Annotated in this window: 27 protein-coding genes and 1 other RNA gene; 13 read left to right on the top strand and 15 right to left on the bottom strand. The window is 66.2% G+C overall.

The genetic code is table 11. The features are described from left to right. Nucleotides 1–22 precede the first annotated feature (22 nt). Nucleotides 23–1,753, bottom strand: coding sequence for an AMP-binding protein (locus GD627_RS05925; protein WP_152271672.1), 1,731 nt, complete (start codon nt 1,751–1,753; stop codon nt 23–25). 256 nt (nt 1,754–2,009) lie between these two features. Between GD627_RS05925 and GD627_RS05920 the strand changes: the two genes are divergently transcribed. Both GD627_RS05920 and GD627_RS17020 read left to right on the top strand, forming a co-directional pair. Beyond that, entirely contained in the window at nt 2,010–3,143 is a 1,134-nt protein-coding gene (locus GD627_RS05920) for an acyl-CoA dehydrogenase family protein (RefSeq protein ID WP_152271794.1), read from the top strand. A 129-nt stretch (nt 3,144–3,272) separates the two neighbouring features. Continuing rightward, a complete protein-coding gene (locus GD627_RS17020; protein ID WP_369299106.1) occupies nt 3,273–3,347 on the top strand; it encodes a 50S ribosomal protein bL37 in 75 nt (24 codons plus the stop codon). Between the two features lie 111 nt (nt 3,348–3,458). Here GD627_RS17020 and rsrA read toward each other — a convergent pair whose 3' ends face one another. Beyond that, nucleotides 3,459–3,719 (bottom strand): mycothiol system anti-sigma-R factor, encoded by a 261-nt coding sequence (rsrA, locus tag GD627_RS05915; RefSeq protein ID WP_146361472.1) that lies wholly within the window; start codon nt 3,717–3,719, stop codon nt 3,459–3,461. Beyond that, nucleotides 3,716–4,399, bottom strand: coding sequence for a sigma-70 family RNA polymerase sigma factor (locus GD627_RS05910; RefSeq protein ID WP_146361471.1), 684 nt, complete (start codon nt 4,397–4,399; stop codon nt 3,716–3,718). Before GD627_RS05910 ends, rsrA begins: the two co-directional genes overlap by 4 nt. Before the next feature lie 309 nt (nt 4,400–4,708). Between GD627_RS05910 and GD627_RS05905 the strand changes: the two genes are divergently transcribed. The 6 genes from GD627_RS05905 to GD627_RS05880 all read left to right on the top strand — a co-directional run bounded on the left by GD627_RS05905 (nt 4,709) and on the right by GD627_RS05880 (nt 10,587). Continuing rightward, the gene (locus GD627_RS05905; RefSeq protein WP_152271671.1) at nt 4,709–5,257 is read left to right on the top strand and encodes a DoxX family protein; all 549 of its coding nucleotides are present in this window, start codon (nt 4,709–4,711) and stop codon (nt 5,255–5,257) included. Between the two features lie 5 nt (nt 5,258–5,262). After that, nucleotides 5,263–6,579: a 3-phosphoshikimate 1-carboxyvinyltransferase gene (gene aroA, locus GD627_RS05900; RefSeq protein ID WP_152271670.1), complete on the top strand. Its 1,317-nt coding sequence runs from the start codon at nt 5,263–5,265 to the stop codon at nt 6,577–6,579. After that, nucleotides 6,576–7,691, top strand: coding sequence for a ribosome small subunit-dependent GTPase A (gene rsgA / locus GD627_RS05895; protein WP_146361468.1), 1,116 nt, complete (start codon nt 6,576–6,578; stop codon nt 7,689–7,691). Before aroA ends, rsgA begins: the two co-directional genes overlap by 4 nt. Before the next feature lie 110 nt (nt 7,692–7,801). Further along, complete coding sequence (hisN, locus tag GD627_RS05890) at nt 7,802–8,611, top strand: histidinol-phosphatase (RefSeq protein ID WP_146361467.1); 810 nt, start codon at nt 7,802–7,804, stop codon at nt 8,609–8,611. 2 nt (nt 8,612–8,613) lie between these two features. Beyond that, nucleotides 8,614–9,396, top strand: a complete 783-nt coding sequence (locus GD627_RS05885) for a class I SAM-dependent methyltransferase (RefSeq protein WP_152271669.1) — start codon at nt 8,614–8,616, stop codon at nt 9,394–9,396. A gap of 102 nt (nt 9,397–9,498) precedes the next feature. Further along, the gene (locus GD627_RS05880) at nt 9,499–10,587 is read left to right on the top strand and encodes a carboxylate-amine ligase (RefSeq protein WP_152271668.1); all 1,089 of its coding nucleotides are present in this window, start codon (nt 9,499–9,501) and stop codon (nt 10,585–10,587) included. Nucleotides 10,588–10,593: 6 nt separating this feature from the next. Here GD627_RS05880 and GD627_RS05875 read toward each other — a convergent pair whose 3' ends face one another. Next, nucleotides 10,594–12,330 carry a glycoside hydrolase family 13 protein gene (locus GD627_RS05875; RefSeq protein ID WP_425481885.1) on the bottom strand — a complete coding sequence of 579 codons (1,737 nt, stop codon included), beginning with the start codon at nt 12,328–12,330 and terminating at the stop codon, nt 10,594–10,596. A gap of 172 nt (nt 12,331–12,502) precedes the next feature. Between GD627_RS05875 and GD627_RS05870 the strand changes: the two genes are divergently transcribed. Continuing rightward, entirely contained in the window at nt 12,503–13,003 is a 501-nt protein-coding gene (locus GD627_RS05870; protein ID WP_152271667.1) for a DUF1269 domain-containing protein, read from the top strand. Nucleotides 13,004–13,077: 74 nt separating this feature from the next. On the opposite strand, the gene GD627_RS05865 is transcribed toward GD627_RS05870, so the two are convergent. After that, nucleotides 13,078–13,524 (bottom strand): MarR family winged helix-turn-helix transcriptional regulator, encoded by a 447-nt coding sequence (locus GD627_RS05865; RefSeq protein ID WP_152271666.1) that lies wholly within the window; start codon nt 13,522–13,524, stop codon nt 13,078–13,080. A 133-nt stretch (nt 13,525–13,657) separates the two neighbouring features. Here GD627_RS05865 and GD627_RS05860 point away from each other — a divergent pair, with 133 nt between their 5' ends. Both GD627_RS05860 and GD627_RS05855 read left to right on the top strand, forming a co-directional pair. Next, nucleotides 13,658–14,836, top strand: coding sequence for an ABC transporter permease (locus tag GD627_RS05860; protein ID WP_152271665.1), 1,179 nt, complete (start codon nt 13,658–13,660; stop codon nt 14,834–14,836). Between the two features lie 81 nt (nt 14,837–14,917). After that, a complete protein-coding gene (locus GD627_RS05855; protein ID WP_152271664.1) occupies nt 14,918–15,295 on the top strand; it encodes a hypothetical protein in 378 nt (125 codons plus the stop codon). Between the two features lie 134 nt (nt 15,296–15,429). Here GD627_RS05855 and GD627_RS05850 read toward each other — a convergent pair whose 3' ends face one another. The 6 genes from GD627_RS05850 to ftsE form a co-directional block, all read right to left on the bottom strand. Further along, nucleotides 15,430–16,062: a uracil-DNA glycosylase family protein gene (locus GD627_RS05850; protein WP_152271663.1), complete on the bottom strand. Its 633-nt coding sequence runs from the start codon at nt 16,060–16,062 to the stop codon at nt 15,430–15,432. A 236-nt stretch (nt 16,063–16,298) separates the two neighbouring features. Beyond that, nucleotides 16,299–16,670, bottom strand: a transfer-messenger RNA (tmRNA) gene (gene ssrA, locus GD627_RS05845). Between the two features lie 118 nt (nt 16,671–16,788). Beyond that, nucleotides 16,789–17,262: an SsrA-binding protein SmpB gene (gene smpB / locus GD627_RS05840; RefSeq protein WP_146361459.1), complete on the bottom strand. Its 474-nt coding sequence runs from the start codon at nt 17,260–17,262 to the stop codon at nt 16,789–16,791. A 44-nt stretch (nt 17,263–17,306) separates the two neighbouring features. Then, nucleotides 17,307–18,698 carry a peptidoglycan DD-metalloendopeptidase family protein gene (locus GD627_RS05835; protein WP_246165329.1) on the bottom strand — a complete coding sequence of 464 codons (1,392 nt, stop codon included), beginning with the start codon at nt 18,696–18,698 and terminating at the stop codon, nt 17,307–17,309. 62 nt (nt 18,699–18,760) lie between these two features. After that, on the bottom strand, nt 18,761–19,663 hold the full coding sequence (gene ftsX, locus GD627_RS05830) for a permease-like cell division protein FtsX (protein ID WP_152271661.1): 903 nt from the start codon (nt 19,661–19,663) through the stop codon (nt 18,761–18,763). After that, nucleotides 19,660–20,400 carry a cell division ATP-binding protein FtsE gene (gene ftsE, locus GD627_RS05825; RefSeq protein ID WP_152271660.1) on the bottom strand — a complete coding sequence of 247 codons (741 nt, stop codon included), beginning with the start codon at nt 20,398–20,400 and terminating at the stop codon, nt 19,660–19,662. The genes ftsX and ftsE overlap by 4 nt, the downstream gene beginning before the upstream one ends. Before the next feature lie 168 nt (nt 20,401–20,568). Between ftsE and GD627_RS05820 the strand changes: the two genes are divergently transcribed. Further along, nucleotides 20,569–22,755, top strand: coding sequence for an acyltransferase family protein (locus GD627_RS05820; protein WP_152271659.1), 2,187 nt, complete (start codon nt 20,569–20,571; stop codon nt 22,753–22,755). 96 nt (nt 22,756–22,851) lie between these two features. Here the strand turns inward: GD627_RS05820 and prfB are convergent, their stop codons facing one another. After that, nucleotides 22,852–23,970, bottom strand: a complete 1,119-nt coding sequence (gene prfB / locus GD627_RS05815; protein ID WP_146361454.1) for a peptide chain release factor 2 — start codon at nt 23,968–23,970, stop codon at nt 22,852–22,854. Nucleotides 23,971–24,140: 170 nt separating this feature from the next. Between prfB and GD627_RS05810 the strand changes: the two genes are divergently transcribed. Continuing rightward, entirely contained in the window at nt 24,141–24,431 is a 291-nt protein-coding gene (locus tag GD627_RS05810; RefSeq protein WP_152271658.1) for a hypothetical protein, read from the top strand. 36 nt (nt 24,432–24,467) lie between these two features. Here GD627_RS05810 and GD627_RS05805 read toward each other — a convergent pair whose 3' ends face one another. Genes GD627_RS05805 through GD627_RS05795 form a run of 3 tightly spaced genes read right to left on the bottom strand, consistent with a single transcriptional unit; the run spans nt 24,468 to nt 25,808 of the window. Further along, a complete protein-coding gene (locus tag GD627_RS05805) occupies nt 24,468–24,953 on the bottom strand; it encodes a pilus assembly protein TadG-related protein (protein ID WP_246165328.1) in 486 nt (161 codons plus the stop codon). Beyond that, entirely contained in the window at nt 24,950–25,417 is a 468-nt protein-coding gene (locus GD627_RS05800; protein WP_152271657.1) for a hypothetical protein, read from the bottom strand. Before GD627_RS05800 ends, GD627_RS05805 begins: the two co-directional genes overlap by 4 nt. Further along, nucleotides 25,401–25,808, bottom strand: a complete 408-nt coding sequence (locus GD627_RS05795; protein WP_152271656.1) for a TadE/TadG family type IV pilus assembly protein — start codon at nt 25,806–25,808, stop codon at nt 25,401–25,403. Before GD627_RS05795 ends, GD627_RS05800 begins: the two co-directional genes overlap by 17 nt. Between the last annotated feature and the right edge of the window lie 7 nt (nt 25,809–25,815).

Genomic DNA, 25,815 nt, shown 5'->3' with positions numbered 1-25,815 from the left:
CCTGGATGTCATAGGTCCAAGCCTAGCTTTTCAGTGCCGGAAAATCGGCTTCGGAATACTCCGTCCCGGGGACCGCCGTCGCCTCCGAAGCCGTTGCGCCGTGGCGGAGTTCCTCGCTGTGCCGCAGTTGAACCCGCCGGATTTTTCCCGAGATGGTTTTCGGCAGTTCGGCGAACTCCAGCCGGCGGATCCGTTTGAACGGTGCCAGGTGGGTGCGGCAGTACAGCAGAATGTCCTCGGCCAGCTCCGGGCCGGGTTCGTAACCGGCGGCAAGCACCACGAAGGCCTTGGGCATGGAGAGCCGAATCGGGTCCGGGGAAGGGACAACGGCCGCTTCGGCTACGGCCGGGTGCTCGATCAGCACGCTTTCCAGCTCGAACGGAGAGAGCCGGTAGTCCGAGGACTTGAACACGTCGTCGCTGCGGCCCACATACGTGATGATGCCGTCCCCGTCCCGGATAGCCATGTCGCCCGTGTGGTAATAGCCGTCGCGGAATGCTGCGGCGGTCCTTTCGGGATCTCCGTTGTAGCCCTTCATCAGCCCTACGGGGCGGGGGTGAAGCCGCAGGCAGAGTTCACCGTCATCCCCCTCCGCGCCGGTGGCCGGATCCACCAGCACCACGTCGTAACCGGGCAGCGGCTTTCCCATGGCACCGGGTTTTACCGGCTGCCCCGGAGTGTTGGCAATCTGCACGGTGCTTTCGGTCTGGCCGAAGCCGTCCCGGATGGTCTGCCCCCAGGCACGCCGGACCTGGTCGATCACCTCGGCGTTCAACGGTTCACCCGCGGAGACCACCTTTGCCGGCGGGTTCTCCAGCACCGTCAGGTCCGCCTGGATGAGCATGCGCCAGACAGTTGGCGGCGCACAGAAGCTGGTGACGGCTTCCCGGTCCATCTGTTCCATGAGTGCCTTGGCGTCAAAGCGTTCATAGTTGTAGATGAAGACGCAGGCTTCGGCGATCCACGGCGCGAAGACATTGGACCAGGCGTGCTTGGCCCATCCCGGCGAAGCCACATTCAGGTGCACGTCCCCCGGCTCCAGTCCGATCCAGAACATCGTGGACAGATGCCCCACCGGATAGGAGGTGTGGGTGTGTTCCACGAGCTTCGCCCTGGAGGTGGTGCCTGAGGTGAAGTAGAGCAGCAGGGTTTCGTCGGCACGCGTCGGCGCGTCCGGGGTGAAGCCCTCCCCCGCCTCCGCAGATTCCCTGTACTGCAGCGCCCGGGGCTTCACGGCAGGACCCCGGCCGCCCACTTCGATCAGCGTGTAGCTGCCCGGCACCTCGTCAAATTTGGAAATGTCGGCACTGCCGACCGCAATCCAGCGGGCCCCGCCCCGCTCCACCCGGTCGGTGAGGTCCGCCCGGGCCATCAGTGTGGTGGTTGGAATCATCACGACACCCAGCTTCATGGCCGCAAGCATCAGCTCCCACAGTTCCACCTGGTTGCCGAGCATGATGATCATGCGGTCCCCGCGCCGCACACCGTGGCCGCGGAGCCAGTTGGCTACCTGCGCCGAGCGGAGGGACAGGTCCGCGTAGCTGCACCGGGTGGCTGACCCGTCCTGCTCGACGATCACCAGTGCCGGATTATCGGCCCTCTCCGGGTCCTGCGCAATCTGGTCAAACCAGTCCAGCGCGAAGTTGAAGTGCTCAAAGTGCGGCCATGCGAACCCGCGCCGCGCCTCCTCATAATCCTCGCGGAGGCTCAGCAGGCGGTCCCGTGCTTCGCGGAACCGGCTGGTCACTGTCATAGTGCACCCTTCGAAGATGGCGGCCTGCAGGCAACGGGCCCGGCCGGTCACCGGCGCGATAGTGATCCCCGTCACTCTGGAATATACTAGGACGTCCAAGGGTTTGGAAGAGCCGGCTTGCCCATGCCGGACCACAACGAAGGGATGCCCGCCCGTGCAGCCACAGACACGTGCCACCAGCCAGGACCTCGCCGAGCAGGACGCCGGGGAGACTACGGGCGGCGGTCCGGTCCCGCCCTTCCCGGACGTCGACCTCATGTACATCGTCGACCTGCTGTCCCCGGAGGAGAAAACCCGCTACCGGGAGGTCCGGGCCTTTCTCCAGTCGCGCATCCGGGCGGCGTCGATCGACTACTGGAACAGGGAGGAATTCCCCGTTGAGCTGGTCGCCGAGCTGGGTAAGTACGGCCTCGGCGCCCTGCAGACCGACGGAACCTCGAAGCTGTTCAAAGGACTCATGTACGCGGAGGTGGCGCGGGCGGATGTTTCCCTCTCCGCCCTCGTGGGGATCCACAACGAGCTGATTGTCGGCATGGTGGACTCCCTCGGCTCCGAGGAGCAGAAGAAGCGCTGGCTGCCCGGCCTTCATGCCCTGACCCGGATCGGTGCGTTCGCCCTGACCGAGCCGGATCACGGATCGGACATCTCCGGCGGGCTCGCCACCACGGCGCGCCGCGAGGACGACGAATGGGTGATCAACGGCGCCAAGCGCTGGATCGGCGCCGGCACCATTGCCGACTTTGCCCTGGTCTGGGCCAGGGATGTCGCGGACCAGCAGATCAAGTGCTTTATCGTCGAAACGGACCGGCCCGGCTACACCGCCACAAAGATCGCAAACAAGATCGGGCTCCGGATCATGCAGAACGCGGATATCGTGCTCGACGAGGTCCGCATCCCGGCAGCCAACCTGCTGCCCGGTGCCACCGACTTTTCCAAGGCCAACGAACTGCTGCGCGATTCGCGTGCCTGGGTGGGCTGGCAGGCCGTCGGCATCCAGCTGGCCGCCTTCGACGTCGCCCGTTCCTACGCCCTGAGCCGGAAACAGTTCGGCAAGGAACTTGCCCGGTTCCAGCTGATCCAGCAGCAGCTCGCCGAGATCCTGGGCAATGCCTCCGTCTCACTCGCGCTGATGGCCCAGCTTGCCACCATCCAGCAGGACGGAAAGCTGGAGATGGTTCAGGCGGCCATGGCCAAATCCACCACCACCCGGCTGGCCCGCGCCTCGGTGGCCATGGGACGCTCCCTTCTGGGCGGCAACGGAATCAGCACGGACTATGAGATGGGCAAGCTCTTCGGCGACGCTGAAATCCTCTACACCTACGAGGGCAGTTACGAAATCAATTCCCTGATCGTGGCCCGCGCCGTGACCGGGAAATCAGCGTTCGTGTAGACGCCGGGAGGGCCCGGCAGGTTACCGTCGCTCCCGGCCCGGCACCGCAGCCGCAGGCACGCGTTAGGCGTGCGCGTGAGGCATGTGGGACACTGGAGGGCAGAACTTTTCGAATCGAAGGAGGCAGCTATGAGCAAGCGTGCACGCAAGCGTCGTGACCGTAAGCGCGGCGGCGCTAACCACGGTAAGCGTCCCAACACCTAAGCAAAGCTTTGGTAGCCGCGTGACCAGTTGGTCAGGCAGAAAGAACCCCCGGAACCAGTAGGTGCCGGGGGTTCTTTTTCTGTCCGCGGCCCATCGGCCGCGCGCAGGATCCTAGTGGTCTGCCGTCTGGATCTGACTGATGCGCGAGAGGATGCTGGCCTTCAGCGTTTCAGGTGCAGCCTCCGTGCAGGAGCGCTTCACCACGGAACGGATCACGCACTCCAGGTCATGCTCCTGGGCGCACTCGGGGCAGCCGTCCAAGTGCTCCTTGATTTCCACGAGGTCATCATGGGACAGGGCGCCGTCCAGGTATTCGTACAGCCGTTCGATGCGGGCGTCGTCGCAATCGCCCAGGCTCTGGCAATCGCTCATAGCTCATTCCCCTGTTTCTTGGTTGATCCGCCGGCGGCTTCGGCTGCGGACATTTTGCCCTTGATACCGCGCTCGTGTGCATACTCCGCCAACAGCTCGCGGAGCATCTTGCGCCCGCGGTGCAGCCGGGACATCACGGTGCCGATCGGCGTGTTCATGATTTCTGAAATTTCCTTGTAGGCGAAGCCCTCCACATCGGAGAAGTAGACGGCAAGCCGGAACTCCTCCGGAATGGCCTGCAGGGCGTCTTTTACGTCGGAATCCGGCAGATGGTCCAGGGCAACTGCTTCCGCCGAGCGGAGCCCAGTGGAGGTGTGTTCGGCCGAACGGGCCAACTGCCAGTCCTCAACGCCGTCGGAGTTGGCCTGCAGGGGTTCCCGCTGCCGCTTCCGGTAAAGGTTGATGTAGGTGTTGGTCAGGATCCGGTACAGCCAGGCCTTGAGGTTGGTACCCGGCCGGTACTGGTGGAAGGCGGAGAACGCCTTGGTGTAGGCCTCCTGGACCAGGTCCTCCGCATCCGAGGGGTTGCGCGCCATGCGCATGGCCGCCGAATAGAGCTGGTCCACATACTGCATGGCGTCCTGCTCGAAGCGGAGCTTGCGTGCCTCTTCCGATTCGGTGGCAACGTCGAGCTCGAAGTTTTCCACGTGGGGGCTGCCTTCCGGCGCATCAGTTCTCATCACCTCCAAGTCTACGGTGCGGGCGGGAACCCGCACGTTGAGCTTCGGCCCGCGGGTGGTCCGCGCTGTCGTCAGCGTGGCGGCTGGCACGATGCTGTCTCCTGACTGTTGATAATGCACATCCTGATACTGGTCCCAACGACGGCGCCGTGCCCCGTATTCCCTCCGCCTCCCCGGAGAACGGCCCCGGGACCGGTAAAGGCACGCAGGCGGCACGTGTGCGGTCGCGCAAAATGCCAGACTAAGGTGGAAGCAGCACCACATCTCGTTTTTGTACGCGTAACTGATGAATTTCCCAGGAGTGCACTTATGTCGATAGTCCGTTTGATTGCCCGCCCGCTGCTCGCCACCGGTTTCGTTGCCGTAGGCGTGGAGCGCCTCCGGAACGCTGACCAGACCGCTGAACAGCTCGCCCCCACGCTGAAGAAGATCGGCAGCACCGTTCCTTCCGCCGCAGCCTTCACGTCCAACCCGGCACTGGTCGCCAAGGTTGTCGGCTACACCCAGGTGGGAGCTGCCTCAATGCTCGGCACGGGCAAGTTCGCCCGGCTGGCGTCCCTCCTGCTGGCCGGAACCGCGGCCCTGAACACCGTGGTGGAGTACCGCAACGCCGAGGCTTCCACCGCGGCAGACCGCAAGGAGCGCCGCTACCAGCTGCTCAAGAACCTCTCCCTCATCGGCGGCGTCCTGCTCGCCGCCGTGGACACCAACGGCCGTCCGGGCCTGGCCTGGCGTGCCGGCCATCTGGCCTCGGATACCAGCCGCAAGACCCGCGCAGTGTCGAAGTCAGTGTCCAAGGGCACGCGCAAGCAGCTCAAGGCCGTGTCCAACGCCGCTTCGGACATCGTCGGTTCCTAGCAGCAATGAGTGCTCCGAACGCCGGGGTGCCGGCACACTGGCCGGCACCCTTCGCCGCTTCGCCCGTGGACGCAACCGTTTCCGTACCGGGCTCGAAGTCGCTGACCAACCGCTATCTGGTCCTCGCCGCCCTTGCCGAGGGCAGGTCACGGCTGCGGGCACCCCTGCATTCGCGGGACTCGGAGCTGATGGTTTCCGCGCTGCGGAGCCTCGGAGCAACCGTCACGGAAATCGCCGGTGACGGCGCCTTCGGACCGGATCTGCTGATCGATCCCCTTCCCCCGGCAGCCCCCGGTACGCGCAGGGTGGACTGCGGCCTGGCCGGCACGGTCATGCGTTTCGTGCCGCCGCTGGCTGCCCTCGCGGGCGGCACCACGGCGTTTGACGGTGATCCGCATGCCCGGACCCGGCCCATGTCCGCCGTCATCGACGCGCTGCGCGCCCTCGGGGTGCAGGTGGACGACGGCGGCACCGGAGCCCTTCCCTTCACCGTCACCGGATCCGGGCACATTGCCGGCGGCCGCCTGGAAATTGACGCCGGAGCCTCCTCGCAGTTCGTCTCGGCCCTGCTGCTCGCGGCCCCGCGCTTCGACGACGGCCTGCACCTCGTGCACCGCGGCAGCACCGTCCCCAGCCCGGATCACATTGCCATGACGGTGGCCGTGCTGCGCGGCGTCGGCGTGGATGTTGACGATTCCGTGCCCAACGAATGGCGCGTGGCCCCCGGCCCCGTGGCTGCGTTCGACGCCACCGTTGAACCGGACCTCTCCAACGCCGGCCCTTTCCTGGCCGCCGCGCTCGTCGCGGGCGGAACGGTCCGGATGACCGGCTGGCCCGCCTCCACCACCCAGGTGGGCGACAAATGGCGGACCATCCTCCCCGCGCTCGGTGCCCGCGTGGAACTGGCGGACGGAACCCTCACCGTCACCGGCACCGGCAGCATCCGCGGCGCTGACCTGGCCGACACCAGCGAGCTTGCCCCCACGGTGGCCGCCGTGTGCGCCCTGGCCGCCTCACCCTCCACCCTGACCGGCATTGCCCACCTGCGCGGCCACGAAACCGACCGGCTGGCCGCACTGGTCACCGAAATCAACCGGCTCGGCGGCGACGCGGAAGAAACCGCAGACGGCCTCGTCATCCGGCCCGCTCCCCTGCACGCCGGCACCTGGGAAACCTACGCTGACCACCGAATGGCCACCGCCGGCGCCCTGATCGGCCTGGCCGTACCCGGCGTCGTCGTCCGCGACATTGAGACAACAGCCAAAACGCTGCCCCAGTTTCCCGAGCTGTGGCGGCAGTTGACCCGAACGGCGGAAGCATGACACGCAGCACCAGCGGATGGGATGAATCCGACGTCCGCGTCCGCCCGAACAAAAAAGGGTCCCGCCCCCGCACCAAGGACCGGCCAGCCCACGACGACGCCGTCATCGGCCGGATCATCACCGTGGACCGCGGCCGGTACACCGCCGTGGTGGATGAAGACACCCCCGATGAACGCACCGTCATTGCCGCCCGTGCCCGCGAGCTGCGGCGCACCCCGGTAGTGGCCGGAGACCGGGTGGCACTGGTCGGAGACGTCACCGGCGCCCCGGACACCCTCGCCCGGCTGGTGCGCGTGGAGGAGCGGGCCACGGTGCTGCGGCGCAGCGCCGATGACACGGATCCCGTGGAACGCGTGGTGGTGGCCAACGCGGACCAGCTGGTGATCGTGGTGGCCGCAGCCAACCCCGAGCCGCGGACCGGTTTCATAGACCGGGCCCTGGTGGCCGCGTACGACGCCGGGATCTCCCCGGTCCTGTGCATTACCAAGGCGGATATCAAGGACCCGGCCGAGCTGCTGGCCAACTACGAGCACCTGGATATGGACGTCATCATCAGCCGCACTGCGGCCGCCGATGCGTCCGGCATCGATGCCCGCTCCGACGACGGGCTCTCCGCCCGGCTACAGGGCACCGCCGTCGAGGCACTGCATGAGGTGCTGAAGGGCAACGTCAGCGTGCTGGTGGGACCCTCCGGCGTCGGCAAATCCACCCTCGTCAATGCCCTGACCGGTTCCACCCGCGCCACCGGGGGCGTCAATGCCGTCACCGGGCGCGGCCGGCACACGTCCTCCTCGGCGCTGGCGCTGCGGCTGAGCGATTCGCCGCCGGGCAGCTGGATTATTGACACTCCGGGGATCCGCTCCTTCGGCCTGGCCCATGTGGATCCGGACCGGATCCTGCAGGCGTTCCCCGACCTGGAGCCGGGTACCGCCGACTGCGAACGCGGCTGCCGGCATGATTCGGCCGCCGTCGGCTGCGGACTGGACCCCTGGGTGGACGGCGGGCACGCCGGCCCGTCGGGACCGGCCCGGCTCGCCTCCCTGCGGCGGCTGCTCGGTACGGGAACCCGCACGGAGAACAAGTCCTCCGCCAAGGAACTGGGCGAGCAATAGCTTCCCGCCCGGTTTCCAGCCGGGGGTTCCCTCGCGGGATTCACCAGAACATTGCCCGTCCCGGGCGTAATGCGGGCATCTGCCCGCCGACAAAGGATAAGTTGGACAGTATGCCGTTCGCTCAGAACTACAACGATGACCTGCGCCTGGCCCATGTCATGGCCGACTCCGTGGATGACCAGACCATGTCCCGCTTCCGGGCCCTGGACCTGAAGATCGAGACCAAGCCGGATTTCACCCCTGTCACCGATGCCGACAAGGCCGCTGAAGACGCCATCCGCGGGCAGCTTTCCCGCGCCCGGCCCCGCGATGCCGTCCTGGGCGAGGAATTCGGGTCCAGCGGCTCCGGCCCGCGCCGGTGGATCATCGATCCGATCGACGGCACCAAGAACTTCATCCGCGGCGTCCCCGTCTGGGCCACCCTGATCTCCTTGGTCGACGACGGCGTACCCGTGGTCGGCGTCGTCAGCGCGCCCGCGCTGGGCAAGCGCTGGTGGGCCGCCACAGGAACCGGAGCCTATATGGGCCGTTCCCTCGCCGCAGCCACCCGGCTGCGCGTCTCCAACGTGTCCCGGCTGTCGGATGCCTCGCTGTCCTACTCCAGCCTCGGCGGCTGGAAGGACCGCGGCAACCTGGAAGAGTTCCTCGACCTGACCGAGTCCGTCTGGCGCACCCGTGCCTACGGTGACTTCTGGTCCTACTGCATGGTGGCCGAGGGGGCCGTGGACATTGCCTGCGAGCCTGAGCTGAACCTTTATGACATGGCGGCCCTCGTACCCATCGTCACCGAGGCCGGCGGCCGGTTCTCCTCCCTCGAAGGAGAGGACGGTCCGTTCGGCGGAAACGCCCTGGCCACCAATGGGACGCTCCACAGCGAAGTGCTCCAGCGCCTGAATCCCGACCTGGACGACCTCCTGTAACTGTGGGCGCTTCCGGACCCCGGCTCGAGGGGCTGCGCCGCCGGCAGCTGGCGGACAGCTACCAGGCGGGCGGGGAACACTACGACCGCATCCGCCCCGGCTACCCCGCCGAAGCCGTGCAGTGGCTGCTCACCTGTCCCGGCGTCCCGGACGCCCCTGCGGTCCGGGACGCGGCCGACGTCGGCGCCGGTACGGGAAAGTACACCCGGGAACTCCGTGCCGCGGGCTTGAACGTCTGTGCCGTGGATCCCTCCCGAGACATGCTCGACCAGCTGTCCCGCCTGCTGCCGGACGTTCCGGTGAGGATCGGCACCGCCGAAAACACCGGCCTGCCGCCGTCCAGCGTGGACGCCGTTACCGTGGCCCAGGCCTGGCACTGGTGCGACCCGGTGGCAGCCTGCCGCGAGTTCGACCGCATCCTGCGGCCGCACGGCGTCGTCGGTCTGGTCTGGAACCAGCTGGACGTCAGTGTCCCGTGGGTCCACCGCTACTCACGCATCATCCATGCCGGGGATGTGCTGCGCCCGGGATTCCGCCCGGAGCTGGGGCCCGGTTTCCGCCTGGACGAGTCCTCGACCGTGGCCTGGGCGCAGCCCATGACCCCCGAAGACCTGTTCGAGCTGGCCCGCTCACGGGCGTTCTACCTCTCGGCCGGCCCCGCGGCCCGGGAGAAGCTGCAGGCGAACCTGTCCTGGTACCTCTACGAACACCTCGGCCACGCACCCGGTGAGGTGCTGGACCTGCCGTACCTTACGCTATCGTGGCGGGCAGTCCGGGCGGCGTGAAACCGGCGCCGAAGGGATAGTCCTCCCGGTCCTGGTGCACTGCCCGGCCCGGCTACCTACAATTGTCCAAGTCCGGCAGGTTGGTGCAGGGAGAAAACGCGCATGGTCTTCACCTTCGGTATCGAAGAAGAGTTTCTCCTGACGGATGCCCGGACCGGGCTTCCCACCGGATCCCGGGAACTGGCCCGTGCGCTGATGTCCCCCGAACACGGGTCCCTTCCCAGTTCCGCGGAGCTGCTGGACGCGCAGGTGGAGGTTTCCACCCCGGTCTGCACCACCAGGGACGAAGCGCTCCAGGCCCTGCTGGCATTCCGCTCGGGGCTGGCCACGGCGGCAGCGTCCGTGGGCGTCCGGGTAGCCCCCACCGGGGCAGCCCCGAACATCCCCGATGCCCCGCCGGTGCTCAATTCCTCCGACCGGTACCGGCGGATGGGCCTCCTCACCGGGGCGGTCGCCCGCGAACAATACGTCAACGGCGTCCATGTGCACGTGGGCATTGACTCCCGTGACACCGGCGTGCGGGTGCTCAACGGGCTCCGTCCCTGGCTCGCCCTGCTCGGGGCCCTCGCCGCGAACTCCCCCTACTGGCGCGGATCCGACAGCAGCTTCGCCAGCTGGCGGATGGTCCATTACCGGCGCTGGTCCGTTCAGGGGTGCCCTCCCCTCTTCTCGGATGCCCTCGATTATGCCCGGCGGCTCGACGCCCTCCTCCTCGCCACGGACGTGGTGCCCGACGCCGGACACGTGGGCTGGGCAGCCCGGCTCTCCGAGCACTTCCCCACCGTTGAGGTCCGCATTGCGGATGCCCAGCTTCAGGCCGGGGACACCGTGCTGCTGGCCGTCCTGGTGCGGGCGCTGGTGAAGACCCTGGCTTCGGCCGAGCCGGCGTCGGGCGCAGCCCCGGATCCGGAACTGCTCGACGTCGGACTGTGGCAGGCTGCACGCTTTGGTTTGGGCGGCAACCTGGTGTCATATCCCGGCGGCAGCGTCCCGGCCGCCGAACTCCTGCATGCCCTGCTGGATTATGTTGCGGACGCCCTGGAGGACGCCGGAGACGGGGAGTTCGCCGCTGCCGGCATCGCCAGGATCCTGGCCACCGGCACCGGCGCGCAGCGGCAGCGGGCTGCCTTCCACTCCGGCGGCCCGGCGGGGCTCGTGGACCTGTACAGCCGCAGCCTCACCGCCCAATAGCCCTGCTCAGCCACCCTCATACGTGGAAATGTCCAGGATCCGCGCTTCCCAGGGGCGCAGCAGGCTCCGTTCACCGGCGTCGGCGTAATTGCCCAGGACCAGCTCACCGGATTCGAGGTCTGACGGCACCTCGAGGTCCTCGCCGGATACGTTGCCCAGGACCAGCAGGGCGTGGTCCCCGTACGTGCGCTTAAAGGCAAACAGGACCGGATGCTCCGGTTCCAGCAGGTGGAATTCACCCAGCGAGACCAATTTCGATTCGTGCCGCAGCCGGATCAGGGCCTGGTAATAGCGGAAAACCGATTTCTCCGCGGCCCGGTCGGCGTCGACGTTCACTTCCGGATGGCTTGCCCCCATGGGAATCCACGGCGTGTTCTCGCTGAATCCGGCGTTGGGGCCGGCCGTCCACTGCATGGGGGTCCGGGCGTTGTCCCTGCTCATCCGCCGAAGCGATTCCAGCACCGCTGTCCGGTTGATGCCCTGCTCCAGGGCTTCGTCGTAATAGTTCAGCGACTCCACGTCCCGGTATTGGTCAATGGACGTGAATCCGGCACCGGTCATGCCGATTTCCTCGCCCTGGTAGACATAGGGCGTGCCGCGCTGCAGGTGGAGCAGGGTGGCCCACATGGTGGCCGATTCATACCGGTAGCGGGTTTCATCGCCGAAGCGGGACACGATCCGCGGCTGGTCGTGGTTGCTTAGGTAGAGACTGTTCCAGCCCGTCTCCCCCAGGCCGCGCTGCCAGCGGTTCCAGCTGGTCTTCAGATCCGCCAGGGACAGGCCGCGGTAATCGAACTTTCCACCGGGGCCCTGGTCCAGGTTCACATGCTCAAACTGGAAGACCATGTCCAGCTCCTGCCGGCGGCGGTCCGTATACAGCCGGGCCTGCTCCACGGTGACGCCGGGGGTCTCCCCCACGGTCAGATAGTCACCGCTCCGTTCGGCAAAGACCCGCCGGTGCATCTCCTGCAGGAACTCATGGATCCGCGGCCCGTTGACGAAGTGCGGGCTGCCGTCCCCCCAGGCCCCGGAGGCTTCCGCCACCCCGTCCGGCAGGGTGGGATCCTTGGAAATGAAGTTGATGACGTCCATCCGGAAGCCGTCCACACCCTTGTCCAGCCACCAGTTCATCATTTCGTAGACCCGTTCCCGGACCCTGGGGGTCTCCCAGTTCAGGTCCGGCTGCTGCGGAGTAAACAGGTGGAGGTAATACTGTCCGGTGGCCTCGTCGAAGGTCCAGGCCGATCCGCCGAAAAAGGAGCGCCAGTTGTTGGGCTCGGCGCCGGGTTCCCCCGGTGCGAAGCCCGGCCGTGGATCCCTCCACCAGTAGCTGTCCCGCCGCGGGGAGGTGCGGGAGGACCTGGATTCCACGAAGCCCGGATATTCAGTGGAGGTGTGGTTCACCACCAGGTCCATGATCAGTTTGATGCCCCGTTCATGCAGCCCGCCCAGCAGCTCTTCGTACTGTTCGTTGGTGCCGAAGAGCTCGTCAATGCGCCGGTAGTCACTGATGTCGTAGCCATTGTCGAACTGCGGCGACTGGTGGACCGGCGACAGCCAGACAACGTCCACTCCGAGGTCCACCAGGTGGTCGAGGTGTTGGATGATGCCGCCGATGTCCCCCACACCGTCTCCGGTGGAATCGGCGAAACTGCGGGGATAGATCTGATAGACAACTGCGTCCGCCCACCAGGGGAAATGATTCGGATCCTCCACGGACGTCCGTCCTTTCATCGCGTCCATGCATAGTACGTCCGCTCCTGCGGCCCGCACAGGGTCGCCGGGAGTTACGGTGCAGGCTGGCCCCGGGACGTCCGTTTTCCTTGTACCCGCCCGGATCCAGCACTAACGTTGGCGCTGCCGACAGGTCCCGTAGACGGACTTGTCCCGAACTCTACCGTTTGGAGTAACTGCCATGGCAACACTGACCGTTTGGAAATTCTCTGATGCGGACGCTGCGGAACGCGCCACGCAAACCCTTGCCAGCCTGCAGTCCCAGGGCCTCATCAGTGTCCAGGACGAAGCCGTCGTCACCTGGCCCGAGGGGCGGAAAAAGCCCAAGACCATCCAGGAGCACAACATGGTGGGGACCGGTGCCCTGGGCGGCGGTTTCTGGGGCCTGCTCTTTGGCCTGATTTTCTTTGTACCGCTCATCGGCGCCGCGGTGGGTGCAGCCATCGGCGCGCTGTCGGGATCGATGATCGACGTTGGCATCAGTGACGATTTCATCTCCCAGGTCCGTCAGGAAGTCACCCCGGGGACCTCGGCGCTGTTCGTCCTGTCCAGCAACGCCGTTGAGGACCGGGTCGCGGACGCCTTCAAGGATTTCGCCGGCGCGAAGCTGATCTACACGAACCTCTCCAAGGATGAGGAAGCCAACCTCCGGGAAGCATTCTTCGAGTCGACACCCGCCTAGCAGGACCGCGGGGGCACTACGCGAGGGGACGGCAGCCGCTGGGCTGCCGTCCCTTCGCATGCCGGCAGCTCCCTTTAGCTGTCGCTGCCCGCGTTGAACCTCTGCAGCGCGGCGAGGAAATCCCGCACCTCCGCCTCGCTCCAGCCTTCCAGGCGGGACCGGACGGCATCCCGGTGGACCGCCAGGGACCTCTCGAGCCGCCTTGCCCCTTCGTCAGTGACATGGAGTATCCGCCCCCGGCGTCCCCGGCCCTGGTCCTCCTCCCGGGCAGACACCAGGCCCAGCGCGGCAAGTTCCCGGAGCTGCCGTGACACCGTGGAGCGGTTCAGGGAGAAGTCAGCGGCAATATCGGTGGCCCTGCAGCCGGGATGCCCTCCGATATACGCCAGGAGAGAGTGTTCAACCTGTGTCAGCGGTGCGTTGATCCGCCGCGAGCGTGCCACCGCACGGCGGTAAATGGTGTCGATCTGGTCATAGACGCCACCGACGGGGTTTTCGGATGATCCCTGCTGTTGTGCCACATATCCAACCTACCTGCCGGCCCCGGGCTCCGGAGACGAACGGGAGCGATTGTTGCATTGTGCAACAATATGGTGTTGCGCAATGCAACAGTTGCTTTGGGCGCCCCCAGCGCCTCCCGCCACGAAAGGTCCCATGTCCGATTCCCACCACCCCAGCCCAGGTTCCCCCCACGGTTCCCCACGTTCCGCAGAGCTTGTGCTGACGGAGCTGCCGCCCGGACCCGACACCGCCGCTCCCGCACATTCCCCCGCGCGTCCGGCGGAGCACCGGGGGCAGGCTCCGCGGCGGCACCCCGTGCCGCCGGCTGCGTTCTGGCGTGAGCTCGGCCTGCACATCCTGATTCCGTTTTTCCTGGCGGCGGGCATGGGCCTGGCCTACCTCGGGGCCTTCCACGAGCCGGAGCCCACCCACCTCCCCGTGGCAGTGGTAGGCACCGGCGTTTCCACGGAGGCCTTCGCCCAGCAGCTCCACGATTCGCTGCCGGGGGCCCTGGACGTGCGCACCGTGGCCGATTCCGGGGAAGCGCGCGGCCTGATCAAGGACCGCATTGTGGCCGCTGCCTATGAGCCCGGGCAGACGCAAGCGGCCCTGTACGTATCCTCGGCGGATTCCGCCACCACTGCTGAAATTGCCAAGAAGGTCTTCCAGCCCGTCGCGTTCGGGCAGCACCTGCCGCTGGAGATCATCGACGTCGTGCCGACCAACCAGCATGACCCCACGTCCCAGGGCCTGTTCTTCCTGCTGGTGGGCATGAGCGTCGGCGGATATTCCAGCGCCGTGGCGATCTCCGCCGTCGCTTCCGGTATCTCCGTGCTCTGGCGCGCCGCCGTGACGGTGGCCTCGTCCGCCGTCATTGCGGCCATGGGTGTCATCATTGCCGGCCCGATTTACGGCATTCTTGAACACAGCCAGTTCAGCATCTGGCTGCTGTCCTGGCTCTACGTGCTCACCATCGCCCTGCTCGGCGTGGCGCTTCACCCGGTACTGCGGAAATGGACCACGCCCATGCTGACCCTGTTGTTCGTCATGCTGAACTTCACCAGCTCCGGCGGCATTTTTACTGCCCATACCCTGCCCCCGTTCTTCGCGGCCCTGGGTACGTTCTGGAACGGAGCTGCCTGGCTGCATGCAGCGCAGAGCCTGGTGTACTTCCCCGGCCAGACGTTTGGAATGGACGGCCTCAAGCTGGCCCTCTGGTTGGTGGCCGGGTCGCTGCTGCTGGCGCTGACGCATTTCTGGAGCATCCGGCGCATCCGGCTGGCCGACGAGCTGGCCGGTGTCCGGGAGGATGAAGAAGGCATCGCCGCGTGAACCGGTGACGCCCGCCGGGCGGGCGGCGGCCGGACAGGCAGTATTAGTCCGGCGCCGCGCGCCCCGGTATCGTTTAAGGCGATGATTACACGACGCCAAGCCGCCCAGGTCCTTGATATCCCGCTCGAAATGGCCACCCGCCACGGCATTCCCGCACGGATGGATGACGCCGAGCTGGCCCGGCTGCAGGCCGACCCGCCCGGATGGCTGGTCCAGTCCCGGGCCAACCGCACCGGAAAGCGGCCCGTCTGGGTCCAGCTTTCCTGCACCGTCTGCGGTTACACGGAAGCTGCCCGGCCGAAAAAGTGGTGGCCGGAGTTCACCTTCATCGCCTGTGAGGACCACCGCGTGCGGGAACTGCCGGAACTGCCGGCCGGGGCGGAACGCACCGAGTACCCCGGCGTCGGAACCCGCTTCATCGGAGTGGTGGATACGGCCGGGGACACTGCCGACGACTGAGCCGACGACGGCGGTACGGCGCCGCCCCGGCCGCACCGGGCCTGCCTGTCCAGGCGCCGGGCAGCGGCCTCTCAGCACGGACTTTCAGGGGCAGCGCCCCTGAAAGTCCCTGTGCAGGGGCGCTGCCCCGAGGCTTAGCGTGCGGCGGTGAGGCCTGTGCGGGCCATCGCATCGGTGTAGGCGGCGCGCATGTCATCCAGCGCTTCCTGCTGGCGTTCGGCGGTGGCGCCAAAGGAACGGCCGGACAGCGAGCGGGCCTTGTAGACCTTGATGCTGCGGCGGTAGATCATCCGGTTCTCGGTCTTCAGGAACAGTGCGGCCAGCCGCTGGGCCTCGGTGCCGTGCGCCACGATGACGGAGGCACGGGGCACCAGCGCCAGGAAGCGAAGCAGCGGGCGCAGGCCTTCCTGGACCTGCTCCTTGCTCAGCTTGCCGTTGGGTTCGCCCGGTACGTGCCAGGGGTAGGCATTCCACGGCATCACGAACTCGGGGCGCAGCCCCGCCTGCCAATGCACGCCGAGAAGCCGTGCAACGGCCTCGTTGTCGCCGGGGGTGATGAATCCCGACTCGTGGGCGGTACCGATATTGGAAAACAGGGTGACGATCCGGCACTCCCCGACGTCGTGCATGGGATCGATGTAGGGCACCTGGCTTCCCGGCTTCATTTCAGCCAGGGCGTCGCAAAGCTGGTTCACCTCGGCGACATTGGGCTCATAGCGTCGGTTCCAAAGGTCGTCATGCTGGGATTCGAGTGCCGGGCTTTGCATAAAGTGGTGCGTCTCCTACGAGGTCTTGCGACCGGTTATACCGCCCGCTCCGGGTCATGCCGGCGCGGGTACTGCCTAAATCAAAGTTTACCAACGCACCGTGGCCGAGCGGACTGGATTGCCCTCCGGGACGGGTGAAACGCCGCGGGTGTGAGAAACAACTCTCCTGGCCATGGGGGCTTAACCACCGAAGCGGGGAGCGTCCGCAGACGCTCCCCGCTTCGGGTGGAGATTCTCAGTGGAGATGGGGGGAATCGAACCCCCGTCCGATGTCGCTTTGTCAGGGCTTCTCCGGGCGCAGTCTGCATCGGATTTTCTCGGTCCCAGCCATCACGCAAACAAGTGGCTGATCCGGACCCAGCCGTCTAAAAGTCCCGAACACCCCAACGGCGAAGGTGTTCAGCAGTGGCCCTCTAAATGACGCCAGGCACCGGGGCGAGAGCATCCCCGGGCTGACGGACTATGCCTTACTGCTTAGGCAGCAAGAGCGAAGTCAGTGCGCTTTGATTCGGCACTTATTGGTTTACAGAGATCGTTAACGAGATAACCCTGTATCCTCGGCCCGCTTCCCCTGTCTCAACAAAACATCGTCGAAACCGGTCATCCCCTTATTGAGTTACCAACCCGGCCGGAGCCGGAACACTTATTGTAGCGCATGATGCCGGGACGGCTCGGACCCGGATTCCGAAGATCACAACGGGTGAACGCCGGAGCCGGCGGTTCCGCTTACGCGCCGCGGTTCTTCGCGCGCATTTCCCGCAGCGCTTCGCGGTTGTCCTGCTTCTCGCGCAGCGTCTGGCGCTTGTCATATTCCCGTTTACCGCGGGCGACGGCGATCTCCACCTTGGCCCGCCCGTCCAGGAAATACAGCTGCAGCGGCACGATGGTGAACCCGGACTCGCTGGTCTTGCGCATAATCTTTTCCAGCTGCTCGCGGTGCAGGAGCAGCTTGCGCCGGCGGCGGGCGGAGTGGTTGGTCCAGCTGCCGTTGAGGTATTCCGGAATATAGGCCGCTTCAAGCCAGAGCTCATTGTTGTAGAACGTCGCGAACCCGTCCACCAGCGAAGCCCTGCCCTCACGCAGCGACTTCACCTCGGTGCCCATCAAAACCATGCCGGCTTCGTAGGTGTCGAGGATTTCGTAGTCGTGCCGGGCCTTGCGATTGGTGGCCACTACCTTACGGCCACTTTCCTTAGGCACGGGGCAACTCCTTAGTAGGTTGAAACGAAAGTTCCATTGTAGGCCTACAGCAGCCCCATCGGGTCAACGAGTTCACCGTTCAGCACCGTCTCGAAGTGCAGGTGGCAGCCGGTCGAGTTCCCCGTGCTTCCGACGTAGCCGATCAGCTGTCCCTGGTTGACCCACTGCCCCACGGAGACGGCGAACCCGTTGAGGTGGTAGAAGTTGGTCGCCAGGACGTTGCCGCCCACCACGCCGTGATTGAGGACAATCCGGTTGCCGGTGCCGATCATTTCTCCGCCGCCCTGATCCGCCCGCCACACCTGTCCCGCGGCGGGGGCATAGACAGGGGTGCCGCAGGCAGGGGCGAAGTCGATGCCGGAGTGCAGGTAACCGCCGTTGCCGAAGAAATCGATGGATCCGGGAGGGGTGGCCCTCCAGCCGAATCCGGAGGAGACCGGGGCTCCGTTGACCGGGTACCGCAGCCCGAAGGAGGACGGGCTGCCGGGCCGGGGAACAGTGGCGACCGGCGGTGCGGGCCGGTTGTTCCGGGCCGCTGCTTCGGCGGCGGCCTGGTTCTCGGCATCAATCCGTGCCTGTTCGCGCTTGCGGTATTCCTCCAGCAGGACCCGCTGCTGCTCTGCAATATCGGCAGTCACCTGCGCGCTTTCCTTTTCCAGGGTGGCCATCTGGGCCTGCAGCTTCGGTTTCTGCGCCTCCAGCTCCTGGTTCATTGCCGAGGTCTGGGCAACGAGGTCATCCACTTTCTGCTTCTCCGCCGCGGCCGCGTCACGTGCGGACTGCTCAGCGGCGAGCGCTTCTTCGGCCTGGGCCTTGAGCTTGTTGATCTCTTCCGACACGGCTTCGAGCCGGGCCTCGGAGTTCACGTTGTTGGCGTTCTGCTGGGAAAGCTTTTCCACGGCGGCGTTCTGGCCCTTGAGCGCCTGTTCCGCCATGCCGAGCGAATCGCTGAGGCTGTCGGCGCCCTTGGCACCGAACATCAGGGAGAGAGTGGACGGGACGCCGCCGTTTTTGTACGCCTGGGAGGCGATCTGGCCGATCGTTTTTTCGGTGGCCGCGATGTCCTCGCGGTCCTTGGTGATCTGCGCCGTGATTGTCTCGTGGGTGTCCTGGGCGAGGGCCACGCGTTCGTTCAAGGCACTGACCTTGCCGGCAGCACTGTCAACCCGGGATTCCGCGTCGGCGAGCTGCTGCTGGGCGCCGGGAAGCAGGCCCTTGTAGACGTTGAGCTTGGCCACCGTCTCGGCAATGTCCTCACCGAGGTACTCGTAATCCTGATGGACCTTGTCCTTCTCGGCTTCGATGGCCGCCTTGCGGTCCTCCAGCTCGTCGGCGCTGGCGGTGCTGCTGAATGCAACGGAAAGCGTCAGGGACAGGATGGCGGCAGCGGCCGCCAGAGCCCGGGACGCGGGTGCACGTCCACTCCGTTTGGGCACAGCATTATCCATTGACGAGACTCTCCATGATCTTCAGCATTGTCTTCCCAGTGCTCATGACTCTAGACCTTCAGGTAGCGGCGGAGTGTCAAGAGCGAGGATACTCCGGCCAGCAGCGCCCCGAGAACAAGTAATAGGGGGGTTAGATACAGGACCTGTTCCGAGGAGATGAACGCCGTCGTGGGGTACTGGCGGGCCAGGGCGCCGATAAAGAAGTGTGCGGTGCTCCAGAGGGCCGCGGACGCCAGGACCGCGCCGATGACGGCGGCTATGACGCCCTCCAGCACGAACGGCAGCTGGATGACCGCTTTGGATGCGCCGACCAGGCGCATGATGCCCGTTTCCCGCCGCCGGCTGAAGGCTGAGAGCCGGATGGTGGTGGCGATCAGCAGGATGGCACAGACCAGCATGACGCCGGCAATGGACAAGGCGGCCACCGAGGCGAGGTTCAGGTAAGTGAACATTTTTTCGAACAGCTCGCGCTGGTCGCTGACCGACTCGACGCCCGGCTTGGAGGAGAACGCCTCGTTGATGACCTCGTATTTTTCCGGATCCACCAGGGACACCCGGAAGGATTCGGGGAGCATCCCGGCCGTGATGCTGTCTACGATCGGCGAGTTGGCGAACTGCTCACGGAAATGGGTCAGTGCTGTTTCCTGGTCTTCATACTCCACGGACTCCACGTACCGGTCCGCCCGCAGGTCCGCCTCAATGGCTGCCCGCTGCTCGTCGGTGACGGCTCCGGAGGCACAGGAAGCGGAAGTGTCGTTGTCCGTGCACAGGTAGACGGCAACCTGCACGCGGTCATACCAGTAGCCCTTCATCTGCCCGATCTGCAGCTGCAGCAGCCCGGCGGCCCCCACGAAGGTCAGCGACACGAAGGTCACCAGGATGACGGAAACCACCATGGAAAGGTTCCGGCGCAGGCCGGAGCCGATTTCACCCAGGACAAATGCGAGCCTCACTCGGATACCCCGCTCTCCAGGCGGCCGTTGCCCGGTTCCCGGTCCGGAGCCGGTTCACCCAGGTAAATGCCTTCCTGCTCATCGCGGATGATCTTGCCGCTGCGCAGTTCCACCACGCGTTTACGCATCGCGTTGACAATGTCGTCGTCGTGCGTGGCCATCACCACTGTGGTGCCGTTCTGGTTGATCCGGTCCAGCACCTTCATGATGCCCAGTGAAGTGGTGGGGTCGAGGTTTCCGGTGGGCTCATCCGCAAGCAGGATGCCCGGCTTGTTGACAATGGCCCGGGCAATGGCGACGCGCTGCTGCTCTCCGCCGGAAAGTTCGTGCGGTAACCGGCTGTCCTTGCCCTCCAGTCCCACGGTCCGAAGGACTTCGGGAACGGAATCGCGGATCACGGCACGGCTGCGCCCGATCACCTGCATAGCGAAGGCAACGTTCGCAAAAACCGTCTTATTGGGCAGCAGGCGGAAATCCTGGAAAACGACGCCGATTCCACGGCGCAGCCGCGGCACCCGCCAGCTCGGGATCCGCGCCACGTTGGCACCGGCCACGTAGACCGTGCCCCTGGTGGCATGTTCCTCTTTCATGATCAACCGGATAAAGGTCGATTTACCGGAGCCGGAAGCGCCCACCAGGAAAACGAACTCGCCGCGGTCCACATCGAGGCTGACCGAGTTGAGCGCGGGCCGGGATTTCCGGTCATAAAGCTTGGTGACATTGTCGAAAGTGATCATCACTACTTAGTGCCCATGAAGCGGCCGGAGACACGGGCCTTGGTTCGGGGTATGGGCACCGGCTTCTCGACTATAACCACCTTCCACGGAGTGAGCCACAACCCCACCGTGCGTGTCGGAGTGCACATCAGGCCGAAAAGGGGGCACCTCATGCGGTAGAGTCCTGCGGTGCCCACAGTTTCCACCGGAGCAGCTCCCGACGCCGAAGCCATTGCCGGGATTCCGGGATCACCGGACCTGGCCGGGCACCCCCGCACAGCCGGCCGGGGACGCCATGCCCTGCGCAGCAGCCCCCGCGGTTCCACCGGTACCCGCCGGGACATTCAAGGCCTGCGCGCCCTCGCCGTCGTGCTGGTGATGATTTACCACATCTGGCCCGACGCCCTGCCGGGCGGCTTTGTGGGCGTGGACGTCTTCTTCGTGATATCCGGCTATCTGATTGTCTGGTCCCTGGTCCGGGAACTCCACGCCACCTCAACCATCGCGCTGGCATCCTTTTACGCCCGGCGGATCCGCCGGCTGCTTCCCGCGGCGGCAACGGTCCTGCTCGCTACCCTGGCCGCGACGGTGCTCCTCTTCCCGGAGGCGCGGTGGCAGGGGGTAGCCCGGGATGTTGCGGCGTCGAGCCTGAATGTCCAGAACTGGAACCAGGCCTTCAGCACCACCAGCTACGCCGGGGCCACGGCAGCTGTGTCCCCGCTGCAGCATTACTGGTCCCTGGCGGTGGAGGAACAGTTCTACCTGGTAGTACCTGTACTCCTGCTCGCCGCAGCCGCCGCCGCGCGTGCCCTGAAGATCCGCGCCGGCATGTCCGCCGTGGGACTGGCTGTGATCTGCGGTGTCTCGGCAGTGTCCTTCATCCACTCGGTACAGTTCTCGACGTCGGACCCCGGCCTGGCCTATTTCTTTACCACCACCCGGATCTGGGAACTCGGCCTCGGCGGAATCCTGGCACTCACGGCGGCCGGCGGAGCCCTGCCGCGGCGGCTATCCACCGTTTTCGGATGGGCCGGGATGGTGCTGGTATTCGCGGCGGCGTTCGGTTTTTCCACGGCAATGTCCTTTCCCGGATGGGTGGCGCTGGTCCCCACGGCGGGAGCTGCACTGTGTCTCCTCGCCGGCCAGGGCGGCCGGTCCGCCGCACCGTGGATCTCGGCCGGCTGGTGGCAGTCACTGCGGCCGGTGGTTTATGCAGGGGACATTTCCTATTCCCTGTACCTGTGGCATTGGCCGGTCACCGTGTTCACCGTGTATTTCCTCGGCCGTACTCCGGGGCTGGCCGCAGGCGCCGCCATTGCTGCCGCCAGTGTCCTTTTGGCCGTGCTGTCAACGCGGTTCATTGAGAAACCGTTCCGCCGTGCCCGCGGGAAAACCGGTTCCGCGGGCCGCCCGGGGGCCGGGAAGGTCACGGACCGCGCGGCGTATGCACTCGCGGCGGTCCTGATCGCGGTTCCGGTTGCCGCGGCCGCCGTACCCTACGGGCTTGTCCAGCAGAAAATCACCGGCCTGACTGCGGAATACGATTCCGGCCCTTATCCCGGCGCCATGGCTTTTGACTCCCAGAACCCCGCAGCAGTGCCCGAAGACCAGGCGCTGCGGCCGGCACCCGAGGCCGCAGCGGCGGATATGCCGGTCTTTGATGATGCCTGCAAGGTCTACGAACCGGCGAAAACGTCCTACGAGGACTGTGTATTCGGGGACGCCGACGGTGCCAGGGCGGTAGTCCTGGTGGGAGATTCCCATGCAGCGCAGTACATGACACCGCTGGACGAAGTTGCACGGGAAGAGGGCTACCGGCTCTATGTCCTGACCCGCAACGGGTGCCCGTTCAGCGCCGAACCGCTGCACAGCAAATCGCTCACCTACACGGCATGCGCTGCCCAGAACCTGGAAACCGTTCAGGACATCCTGGAAATCGAGCCCGAACTCGTGGTCACGTCTGCCATGCGGCCGGACAGCTATGAGGACGCCCTTGGCTGGAGCTGGGACTCCGGGAGCCGTGCCGTGGACGGGTACCAGAAGGTGCTGGAACCGCTCGAGGAGGCAGGCATCCGCGTCGGCGTCATCGCCGACCTTCCCTATCCGGGATTCAGCATCCCCGACTGCCTGAACACTGAGGACAACGCGGACGATTGCTTCGTGCCCCGGTCCGGCCTTGCCGTCCAGGATGATCCCCTGATGGACGCAGCCGAACTGCTGGACAACAGCGTCAGCGTCGACCTGACGGACTACTTCTGCGAAGAGGAACGGTGCCCGGGCGTTGTCGGCAACGTCGTGGTCTACCGGGACAACCACATGACCGATACCTTCGCCCGGACCCTGGTGCAGCCGCTGCGCACCGGGCTGGGCCTCTAGCCGGGCGGTGTTCCCGGCCGGGCGGTGTTTCTAGCCTGGTGCTTCCAGCCTGGTGCTTCCAGCCGGGCGGCGCCGGGTGGCCCCGCCCGCAGCGGCCTACTTGCGGGCCGACACGCTGCCGTGCGCGCGCCAGCGGATGCCGGCGTCGATGAAGTCGTCAATCTCGCCGTCGAACACGGCGGAGGTGTTGCCCACCTCGTGCTCGGTGCGCAGGTCCTTGACCATCTGATACGGGTTGAGCACGTAGGAGCGCATCTGGTCGCCCCAGGAAGCCTTCACATCTCCGGCGAACGCCTTCTTCTCAGCGTCCTCCTGTTCCTTCTTCAGCAGCAGCAGGCGGGACTGCAGCACCCGCATGGCCGCGGCACGGTTCTGCAGCTGCGACTTTTCGTTCTGCATGGAGACCACCGTGCCGGTGGGAAGGTGGGTGAGCCGGACGGCGGAGTCGGTGGTGTTCACGGACTGGCCGCCGGGGCCCGAGGAGCGGAAGACATCTACGCGGATTTCGTTGTCCGGGATGTCGATGTGGTCCGTGGGGGCAATCAGCGGGATCACCTCAACCGCGGCAAAGGAGGTCTGCCGGCGGCCCTGGTTATCGAACGGGCTGATGCGGACCAGGCGGTGCGTCCCGGCCTCCACCACCAGTGTGCCGAAGGCGTAGGGGGCCTTGACCTCGAAGGTGGCGGACTTCAGGCCGGCCTCTTCGGCGTAGGACGTATCCAAGACAGTGGTGGGGTACCCGTGGCGTTCGGCCCAGCGCAGGTACATCCGCAGCAGCATCTCGGCGAAGTCTGCGGCGTCCACTCCCCCGGCGCCGGAGCGGATGGTGACCACCGCTTCGCGTTCGTCGTATTCGCCGGAGAGCAGGGTGACCACTTCCAGCTGCGACAGGGATTTGCGCAGGGATTCCAGCTCCGTGACCGCTTCGGCCCTGGTCTCGGCGTCTGCCTCGTCCTGGGCCAGCTCCACCATGACCTCAAGGTCGTCGATGCGGGACTCGATGGTCTGCAGGCGTTCCAGCTCCGACTGGCGGTGCGAGAGCTTGGAGGTGACCTTCTGCGCTTCGGCGGGGTCGTCCCAGAGGTCGGGAACACCGGCCATCTCGCTGAGCTCTTCGATGTCCTCTTTGATCTTTGCCACGTCCGAGACCTCTTCAATGGAGGCGAAGGTGGAGCGGAGGGCGCGGATTTCTGCGGGAAAATCTATTTCTGCCATGGTGCTTACAGCCTACGCCATGTCCCTGTGCCGCCGCCCGCCGCCGTCGTCGTGCCGGGCACCGGAAGAGCGGGACGCGCCGGGCTGATGCGGGCCGGAGTGCAGGTGGCCGGCGTTAGATTAAAAGGACAGATACGCCAATATGTACCGCCCTGTCGAAGGAGCCCGACTTGACCCATCCCGAGCGCGGACGCATGTACACCCTGGACGAACTCAACGACCTTGCGGAGCAGGGGGATCCCTGGGCCATGGGGAAAGTGGACGAGTGGGAGCAGCACTTCTCCAACGAGTACGTGGGCAATATGAAGGACAAGTGCCCGGACCGCGACTGTGAACAGTTCGGCGAGCCCGTGACCATCTGCTACGGCGAGGACGGCCGGATCCTGGACATCGACCACGGAGGCTGGGGCCATGGGCCGGCCCGGGAGGCCCGGGAGGCTCAGGAGCGGAAGGCCTCATAGTCCGGGGACTGCACCGTCGCCGCTGCCTCCCGAAGGTCACTGCAGCAGCCGTGCCCTGGCTTCACTGACCGCGGTGATCGAAATGCCGTCCGGCACCAGGAAATTCACTATCGGCGGATGGACCCTGGCCGTCAGCACCACGCGGGCCGTGCGGCCGTCCACTGTGCCGGTTTCCTGTGCCACGGCCAGGTCGCTGAACCGCGCCGGCGCCCCCGTGACGGTGAGATAGCTGCGGGCCGCGCTGCGCACGGCGTCGGCTTCCAGCACCGCAGCGGGACCGGCTCCCGCTGCGTCTTCCCCCAGTGAGAAGGTGTCCGCCGCCGCCACCGCCGCGCCGTCAGCAGCCGAGAGCAGCTTCTTCTGCCCGAGATAGACGGAGGACGCGGCCATCACCACCGTGACCGTGAGCAGTGCCAACAGGGCGTATCCGATGATCAGCACGCCCACCTGCCCCAGGTCATTGTCCTGCCGCGGGCTGCCTGCCGGTCCGGTCCGGAGACCCGGGTGGAACGCGCGGTTCATCCGAACCGCTCCACAATCTGCGTGGACTCGGAATCCACCACTACCGGCGATCCGGAGGTCCACGGAAGCCCGGGAAGGGGCACCTCGACCCGGATGCTGACCGTGACGGTCGAGCCGGGCGCCAGGCAGGTGTCGGAACATCTGATGTCCATCAGCATGGCGTCCGCCTCCAATCCGAAGTCGCCCAGGGCGAGCCCGGCGGCGTCGGCCGCATTCTTCTCCGCGGCCTCCGCATCCGGGGCGCCGGCGTAGACCGCAGCTGCCGCGTCGGCAGCCCCGACCGCCGCGAATGATGCCGCCTGGACCTGGCCGACGGCTATCACCAGGTACACCACCGGCACCAGCAGGAGCAGGCCCAGGAAAATGAATTCGACGACGGCGCTCCCCTCTTCCCCGGCTTCCGGCTGGGAGTCCGCCCGGACGGATTCCGCCCGGAGCCCGGACGCCTCACGGCAGAGCCGCATGTCCCCGCACCTCGATTCCGCCGCCGGGACCAATGAACCCGAGCACCGGCAGCGGTGCCCGCACCGTGATCTCCAGCAGCCGCGCCCCGTCAACGGTCTGCTCCGCATAGGTGACATCCGCGGCATAGCCCTCCCCGAGCGCCCCGCCGATCAGGGACACCGCGCGCTCGACGCCGTCCGCCGGGCTGCGGTCCGCCAGGGTCCCGTAGCGCGCTCCGGTTGCGGCGGCGTCAATCAGCGTGTTGCGCACGTGCAGCACCAGTGCCAGCTGGATCACGGCCATGAACACCAGGCTCACCAGCGCTCCCACCAGGACGAAATCAACGACGGCGGATCCACGATCCCGGTCCGCGCCGCGGCAGTCGCTGCCGTGCCGGCCGTCCCGGAGCACGGCGGCA

This window comes from Arthrobacter yangruifuii, assembly GCF_009192775.1.
In the GTDB taxonomy this organism is placed as follows: domain Bacteria; phylum Actinomycetota; class Actinomycetes; order Actinomycetales; family Micrococcaceae; genus Arthrobacter_B; species Arthrobacter_B yangruifuii.
Note: the sequence above shows the minus strand (reverse complement) of the source record. Positions and strands in the feature narration are given on the sequence as shown.

Coding starts and splice junctions, on each gene's coding strand:
- hisN (WP_146361467.1), top strand. CDS start 7,802: ATGCCGTTCGCTCAGAACTACAACGATGACCTGCGCCTGGCCCATGTC.
- rsgA (WP_146361468.1), top strand. CDS start 6,576: ATGACACGCAGCACCAGCGGATGGGATGAATCCGACGTCCGCGTCCGC.
- GD627_RS05855 (WP_152271664.1), top strand. CDS start 14,918: ATGATTACACGACGCCAAGCCGCCCAGGTCCTTGATATCCCGCTCGAA.
- GD627_RS05800 (WP_152271657.1), bottom strand. CDS start 25,417: ATGCGGCTCTGCCGTGAGGCGTCCGGGCTCCGGGCGGAATCCGTCCGG.
- prfB (WP_146361454.1), bottom strand. CDS start 23,970: ATGGCAGAAATAGATTTTCCCGCAGAAATCCGCGCCCTCCGCTCCACC.
- GD627_RS05805 (WP_246165328.1), bottom strand. CDS start 24,953: ATGAACCGCGCGTTCCACCCGGGTCTCCGGACCGGACCGGCAGGCAGC.
- aroA (WP_152271670.1), top strand. CDS start 5,263: ATGAGTGCTCCGAACGCCGGGGTGCCGGCACACTGGCCGGCACCCTTC.
- GD627_RS05880 (WP_152271668.1), top strand. CDS start 9,499: ATGGTCTTCACCTTCGGTATCGAAGAAGAGTTTCTCCTGACGGATGCC.
- ftsE (WP_152271660.1), bottom strand. CDS start 20,400: ATGATCACTTTCGACAATGTCACCAAGCTTTATGACCGGAAATCCCGG.
- GD627_RS05925 (WP_152271672.1), bottom strand. CDS start 1,753: ATGACAGTGACCAGCCGGTTCCGCGAAGCACGGGACCGCCTGCTGAGC.
- GD627_RS05870 (WP_152271667.1), top strand. CDS start 12,503: ATGGCAACACTGACCGTTTGGAAATTCTCTGATGCGGACGCTGCGGAA.
- GD627_RS05920 (WP_152271794.1), top strand. CDS start 2,010: ATGTACATCGTCGACCTGCTGTCCCCGGAGGAGAAAACCCGCTACCGG.
- GD627_RS05905 (WP_152271671.1), top strand. CDS start 4,709: ATGTCGATAGTCCGTTTGATTGCCCGCCCGCTGCTCGCCACCGGTTTC.
- GD627_RS05860 (WP_152271665.1), top strand. CDS start 13,658: ATGTCCGATTCCCACCACCCCAGCCCAGGTTCCCCCCACGGTTCCCCA.
- GD627_RS05875 (WP_425481885.1), bottom strand. CDS start 12,330: ATGGACGCGATGAAAGGACGGACGTCCGTGGAGGATCCGAATCATTTC.
- rsrA (WP_146361472.1), bottom strand. CDS start 3,719: ATGAGCGATTGCCAGAGCCTGGGCGATTGCGACGACGCCCGCATCGAA.
- GD627_RS05850 (WP_152271663.1), bottom strand. CDS start 16,062: ATGCAAAGCCCGGCACTCGAATCCCAGCATGACGACCTTTGGAACCGA.
- GD627_RS05910 (WP_146361471.1), bottom strand. CDS start 4,399: ATGAGAACTGATGCGCCGGAAGGCAGCCCCCACGTGGAAAACTTCGAG.